This window comes from Shewanella sp. TC10 (assembly GCF_009663145.1).
Lineage (GTDB): Bacteria > Pseudomonadota > Gammaproteobacteria > Enterobacterales > Shewanellaceae > Shewanella.
The window spans coordinates 47,170-53,671 of sequence record NZ_VKHR01000037.1 but is presented as its reverse complement, the minus strand read 5'-3'; the positions used below and the strand labels follow the sequence as shown (position 1 = coordinate 53,671).

At 41.1% G+C, this 6,502-nt stretch carries 6 protein-coding genes; 2 read left to right on the top strand and 4 right to left on the bottom strand.

Annotated elements, in window-relative coordinates:
* The coding region (locus FNZ24_RS13530) for a sigma-54 interaction domain-containing protein (protein WP_153915140.1) at nt 1-1,123 on the bottom strand (1,123 nt) is incomplete at its 3' end.
* Nucleotides 1,124-1,314: 191 nt separating this feature from the next.
* Between FNZ24_RS13530 and FNZ24_RS13525 the strand changes: the two genes are divergently transcribed.
* Nucleotides 1,315-2,256: a YeiH family protein gene (locus FNZ24_RS13525; RefSeq protein ID WP_153915138.1), complete on the top strand. Its 942-nt coding sequence runs from the start codon at nt 1,315-1,317 to the stop codon at nt 2,254-2,256.
* Nucleotides 2,257-2,367: 111 nt separating this feature from the next.
* Here FNZ24_RS13525 and FNZ24_RS13520 read toward each other — a convergent pair whose 3' ends face one another.
* From FNZ24_RS13520 to FNZ24_RS13510, 3 genes are all read right to left on the bottom strand, one after another.
* The gene (locus FNZ24_RS13520; RefSeq protein WP_153915137.1) at nt 2,368-2,565 is read right to left on the bottom strand and encodes a hypothetical protein; all 198 of its coding nucleotides are present in this window, start codon (nt 2,563-2,565) and stop codon (nt 2,368-2,370) included.
* A 179-nt stretch (nt 2,566-2,744) separates the two neighbouring features.
* Nucleotides 2,745-3,401, bottom strand: a complete 657-nt coding sequence (locus FNZ24_RS13515; RefSeq protein WP_153915135.1) for a paraquat-inducible protein A — start codon at nt 3,399-3,401, stop codon at nt 2,745-2,747.
* Nucleotides 3,402-3,548: 147 nt separating this feature from the next.
* Nucleotides 3,549-4,727, bottom strand: coding sequence for an HD-GYP domain-containing protein (locus FNZ24_RS13510; protein ID WP_153915133.1), 1,179 nt, complete (start codon nt 4,725-4,727; stop codon nt 3,549-3,551).
* 348 nt (nt 4,728-5,075) lie between these two features.
* On the opposite strand from FNZ24_RS13510, the gene FNZ24_RS13505 reads away from it, so the two are divergent.
* The gene (locus FNZ24_RS13505; RefSeq protein WP_416384840.1) at nt 5,076-6,434 is read left to right on the top strand and encodes an isochorismate synthase; all 1,359 of its coding nucleotides are present in this window, start codon (nt 5,076-5,078) and stop codon (nt 6,432-6,434) included.
* The last annotated feature ends 68 nt before the right edge of the window (nt 6,435-6,502 follow it).

Genomic DNA, 6,502 nt, shown 5'->3' with positions numbered 1-6,502 from the left:
YCACTYTGGTAATTTTTTTACCTAGCTTCTGACTTAAAGACGCCACTAAATCACTCACTAAAGCAGGAAGATCTTCGCGTCGCTGGCGTAGTGGCGGCACGATAATAGGAAACACGTTAAGGCGATAATACAAATCCATTCTAAACAAGCCTTGCTCCACCCGCGCTTGCAAGTCATGGTGAGTCGCGGCGATTAGTCGAATGTTGACCTTAATGGTTTCGCTACTACCTACTCGTTCGAAAGACTGCTCTTGAATAACCCGCAATAATTTTGACTGTGCCTCCAGACTTAACTCAGCAATTTCATCCAGAAATAAGGTGCCATTGTGCGCCAACTCAAAACGACCTTTACGCCGACTCACAGCACCGGTAAAAGCGCCTTTTTCATGGCCAAATAATTCACTTTCTAATATGGATGCTGAAAAAGCTGCGCAGTTAACACTGACTAAAGGGTGATCTTTGCGGTGACTTAATTGGTGTAAGCTTCTGGCCACCAGCTCTTTACCTGTACCATTTTCACCACATATAAGTACCGTGCTGTCGGTATTGGCCACTAAGTTAATTTGCTGAGTTAAATGATTAATGGCTTCACTGTTTCCAGACAAGCCCATCGCGCCCTGTTTCCCCTGTAGTTCAGTGAGTAAATATTGATTTTCGGAAGCCAGTCGCTCAGACAATGCTTGCACCTGCGCTAACGCTTCACGCAATGAGTCTTCGGTATGTTTTTGAATACTGACGTCTCGAAATATCGCGATAACACCGATTAACACCCCGTTATCGTATACAGGGGTAGAGCTGTAATAAACAGGAAAACAACTGCCATCTTTGCGCCAAAATACATCCTCAGTGACTTGGCGAGCAATACCGTCATGTAATGTCCGATATATAGGGCAATCATGTTGAGGGTAGTGACTACCATCGGCATGGCTATGATGATGACAATCATGAATATTATTGCCAATCAGCTCAGCACTTTTCCAGCCAGTCATTTGCTCTGCAGCTGGGTTAATAAACACCGCGTTACCATCAAGATCAAAGCCATAAACACCCTCAGTTATGGCGTTGAGTAACAGGGTGTTTTCTGGCAGAAAGTGGCTTGTGGCAAAATCTTGTGGAGATGTCATCGAAAATCCATCCAAGTCAACGCTAATAATCCTACCATTATAGTTAAGTCACGATATTTCGCGACCTAATTAGATATTTCACTCATGTAAGTTCGCAAAACTCACTTAAGCAGATGCTTTTTCATCTTCTGTTATCGTTCAATGCCATCTGAGTTGTTACAATGGCTCATCAATATTTTGAGTGATTGTTCATGACAACTGGTTTTTCAGCGCAATTCAAACTTTGGCTATTTATTGCCATAGGTTTGATCTGTTTGGCTCCCTTCATTTCTTCCCCTATAGCCTTGCTTATGGGCTTTACCCTTGCCAGTTTAGGCATGGTGCCAGCGTCTCTCGATTTAAATAAAATCACTAAAAAACTTTTAGCTTACTCAATAGTAGGCCTTGGCTTTGGTATTAATTTACCTGAGGCGATTGCGGCCAGCAGTAATAATTTAGCCTTAATCGTTGGCTCGATTTTCTTCACATTGATTTTGGGATTTGGATTAACCAAGTTAATGAAATTAGATGATAAAACCGGTCACTTGATCAGTTGCGGCACTGCGATTTGTGGCGGCAGTGCCATCGCTGCGGTCGCGCCAGCAATTAATGCTAAGAACGACCAGATAGCTGTATCACTAGCCTGTATTTTCTTACTCAATTCTGCAGCGTTATTCTTATTTCCAACCATTGGACATGCTCTATCCTTGAGTCAATATGATTTTGGAGTCTGGAGTGCCATTGCCATACACGACACGTCTTCGGTAGTGGGCGCTGCATCAGCTTACGGTGATGAAGCTCTTAAAACCGCGACCACTATCAAATTAGCCCGCGCATTGTGGATTATCCCTATTGCGTTACTCAGCGCAATTATCTTTGGCGGCGATAAATCAAAAATATCGATTCCCTACTTTATTGGTTTCTATTGCTTAGCCATTCTCACAGCTTACTTCGTCCCCCAAGGTCAGCCAGTGTATGAAGTGTTATTTAGCGTATCGAAGCAATTATTGATTGTATGTTTATTCTTAATCGGTGCTGGTATTACCGTAAGTAAAATGCGTGCTAATGGGCCTAAACCTTTATTATTGGGAATATTACTCTGGTTAGCCATTGGCAGCTCTTCACTGGGATATATATTGTGGGTAGGTCAATAAACGATAAAATATTAAAGAGTCGAAAACGCTCAAATAGTCTTCCGTACACAAGCTTTGCTGTGTTTTAGGTTTACTTGTTAGAACTAAGGTTGGAAATTGGGAGCAATTTACTTACTCAGAGTCTTGAGCATCTTGGGGCTGAATGTAAGGCTTAGCTAGCGCAAGTCCAATTAGCCCACCAAACGCGATTAGTTCAATGACCGCACGCACTAATCCAGTGGTTTGCACCGATGCAACCACGGCAATAATACATAAGCTAATAATGGCAATAGCTTTAAATAGTTTGATTTGGGCTTGGCTCTTAAACAATCTCTTTTAACAATGGGATCATAAAACCCTCATTGCCTCAATTTAGAATACTCAACCTAATTATCTAAATTGTCTATTTATCCCGCCAATACTGATTGTATCTAAGTTATGCAGATTTACACTTTCAATCACATTTGATTTTTAAATGGTTTTAGCAACTATGGTTTTAGAAACTAATGTTATTTGCTTGGCTCGCTATTGAGGGTAGAGTTTGGAGAAGGCTTGATAAAATAACGAGAGACTATCCAATGGCTAGCAATGGAAAAGACACAGTATGCACTGAAAAAATAAAAGCCGCTTTCAAATTGGGCGGTGGTTTTCAGCAGCTCTCCCATACCCGCTGAAGCATTACCTGCCATATACACTATGATTAGCGCGACCACGAATACATCAGCCATAGACCACTTGCCAATCGCACTGATAACCTTAATGACACCCTGTTTTTTCTGGCTAAACCAAGGCAAGCAGATAACGAGCATAAGTAAAAGCTTCAGCGCAGGAAATACCACGCTAAATAAACCAACTAATCCGGCAACAATGACATTATTCGACTGATATAGCTCATTGATCGTATCCAAGATACTGCGGGTTTTATAAAAAACCTCTACTTCACCTTCAATAGAATCGAAACCAAACATATTGATGGCCATTTGCATCATGCTGCGAGCATTGTCACGGGAGCTTTCCGATAAACTTTCGGTAAACATATTAACCCCAGTTTCCACCAATTCGGCTTTTTCGATACTGCCTTGTATGGTCAAAATTGGCTGTGTCACTCCTGGGAAAAGTAAAGCTAAAGAAAGAATGATGACACTAATGCTAACTAAGGATTTCATTTTGTCTCCGAAAATGGATTGAGAGTAAGTCAAAGGGAATATACAACAAGAAAGCTAAAAAGGGTGACGCTGGTGAATGGGAACAATCCAAAAACACACTTCAAACGCTCTCATGAGTGTTCATTGAGCGTTTGTATTTATTGTGAATTAATAAAATGGACTAGGGTCAACTTCTAAAGAACGCGGAGAAATACCTCGTTCAATATTCAAATCTGACTTACGTAAATCCACAAATGTAACATCGGTATAGCGTCTATGTTTTAAGGAATAAAAACACTTAACCACAGGGTTAAGTGCATCGCGTCCCTTTGACTCCCATACAATACCGACCCTTTCATCTGATAGCTGCACCAGTGATCCCACAGGGTAAATACCCACACAACGAATGAACTCATATACCAAGGTTTGATCAAGGTGAAATGGGGTTAACTTCATTAAAATTTTGAATGCTGCCGCTGGGCTCATGGCCTCTTTGTAGCAACGGGTCGCCGTTAAGGCATCAAAGATATCAACGATACAGCTCATGCGACCGTGCTGGGGTATTTCATCACCCTTAAGTCCCCTAGGGTAACCATTTCCATCAAGCTTTTCATGATGCATTAAGCAAACATCTTTACTGATTTGCGATAAGCCTTCTGCTTCTTTCATGATATCGACGGCATATACCTGATGTTTTTTAATTTCTTCAAATTCTTCATCAGTAAGCTTGCCTGGCTTGTGTAAAATCTTGTTATCTACTTGGATTTTACCAATATCGTGCAAAATACCACCGACAGCCATTTCTTTTAATAAAGCCTTATCAAGCTCAAGGTGCTTACCAAATGTCACCAGCAAAAACGCAACATTAACGGAGTGCTCAAGTAAATAAGCATCTTTAGTTCGCAGCGCTGAGACACATTTAAGCGCATCGGCATCATCCATTACTGACTCAATCATTTTATCGGCAATGTCTTCAAACGGCGCGACTTCTACCGCCTTCCCTTCATAGGTTTCTGACAGTACTTTACGGACTAAGTTTTTAGCTTCGCTGAGAATTTTTTTGGCTTGAATTTGCTTGGTTTCGCGAGTGGCGACAGGCTTTCTCGCTAATGAAGCTGCAGTTTTTTTCTTTAAACCACAGTTATCTGATGAACGTTCAACATCTACCCAAACGGTTTTAATCCCAGCTTGGTTTAATTTAGTTATCGAGTCTCGGTGTTTAATTTGCCCAGCATTACTAATGGCCACTTTGCTTTCTTTACGATCAATTGCTACCACAAACATACCTAAACCTAAACGGCTTACAGGAATGCGAATGACATCTTTTGACTGTTCAACTTGGCTCATTAACGGGTAACTCTCCGAATACTCTAATTAAACATTAGCATTAAATGCTAATACTTCTGGCTTAATATTTAAAAAATGTGAATTTCACATGAGCATTTTATCCCGTCTCGACTAAATACTCCAAATAAAATGTACCAAGATGTAACACCTTACAAATTCAGTTATTTAGGGGGATTGATAATCATTCGTAACCCAATTTATCGATTATATTAGCAATTAAGATCACAGCATGAGCGGCTTAAGATTGACAGTTTTTGAACCCTTCATTAACTTAAGGCATAATTTACATAAACCCATACTACTCTTCCTCATTTCATCTATTTGAGTTATCAACTATTGGAGTCTTTGTTGCCTAGCCACATTTTTTCTGAGCAATTTAGCCAGTTAATCGACAAGCTAAACGCTATGAAGTTGGCACATGCCAAGGAACCCGTGGTGCAGATCTCTGTGGAAGCAAAGTCAATTCCTTTACTCTCTTGGTTAGGTGCTCAAACTCAATACCCTCGAATTTATTGGCATGGGCGTGAGAAACAAGAAGAGGTTGCTGCAATTGGGGCATGTAAAGATTTTAAGCAAGAAGAAGAAATTGATGATGAACTATTAGCATCAATTTACCAATCTCAGCGTGGTAAAAGCAGCAATCAAGATATTCGCTACTATGGCGGTGTTGCCTTTGACCGCACCGTTGAATGCTGGCCAGACTTTGGCCGCACCCGCTTTGTGCTGCCGCGTATTGAGCTTCGTCGTCATGGCAATATTGTCAAATTGTTGGTTAACCTAAATTTTGAAAACACAGACCCACAAGCGGAATGTGAAGCCGCCATTGAAGCAATTAAGCAGTTAAAACCAGCTAAACCTCTATCACCACCTAACAAACTGCCGTTAATGGGTCGTAGTGATTTACCCAACTATCAACGCTGGAAGGAACTGGTTGAACAGGTCACTCAACCTAAATTTAATCAAACCACCCCGAAAGTGGTGCTATCTCGTCAAACTCAGTTAGAAATTAACGATGTGGTTGACCCATGGATGGTGCTGGCTTGCTGGCAAGGGCGAAACCCTAATAGTTTCCAGTTCGGTTTTCAATTTAGCCCAGATAGAACCTTTATTTCATGTTCTCCAGAACGCCTGTATTTGCGCAGACAGAAAGAATTGTTTACCGAAGCATTGGCTGGCACGACAGTGCGTGGATTAAATCAAGAAGAAGACGATTTTTTAGCGAATCAATTACTGGAAGACTCTAAAAACAGCCATGAAAATCAGCTAGTCAGACAGCAAATTGTCAACGTGCTCACTCCGCTTAGTAACTATGTTGGTGCCGATGAGTTAGCCAAAATTTTCAAGTTGACGCATATTCAGCATTTACATCGCTCAATTCGTGCAGAGTTAAAAGCGGGAGTAAATGACTTTCAATTACTTCAAGGTTTGCATCCGACTCCAGCTGTTGGTGGGCTTCCCAAAGAGTCTGCATTAAGCTTTATACGCCAGCGTGAAGGTTATAATCGTGGCTGGTATGCTGGGGCTTGCGGTTATCTCAATAAGTATGAAAGCGAGTTTTCAGTAGCAATTCGCAGTGCTCTGATTGAGCCAGGTAGAATTAACCTCTTTGCAGGTGCTGGTATTGTTGCAGGCTCTGATCCATTGGCTGAGTGGCAAGAACTTGAAAATAAACTCACCACAATTTTGTCCATTTTAGTCGAGCTATAAACACTTAAGCCTTTTTGACTATGGTAAATAACGCTTAGTTTATCCATATCAGAGTTGCATCTTATTTT

What these genes read in the sequence shown, in the direction of transcription:
- FNZ24_RS13525 (WP_153915138.1), top strand. Translation starts at nt 1,315, where the DNA reads ATGACAACTGGTTTTTCAGCGCAATTCAAACTTTGGCTATTTATTGCC.
- FNZ24_RS13515 (WP_153915135.1), bottom strand. Translation starts at nt 3,401, where the DNA reads ATGAAATCCTTAGTTAGCATTAGTGTCATCATTCTTTCTTTAGCTTTA.
- FNZ24_RS13510 (WP_153915133.1), bottom strand. Translation starts at nt 4,727, where the DNA reads ATGAGCCAAGTTGAACAGTCAAAAGATGTCATTCGCATTCCTGTAAGC.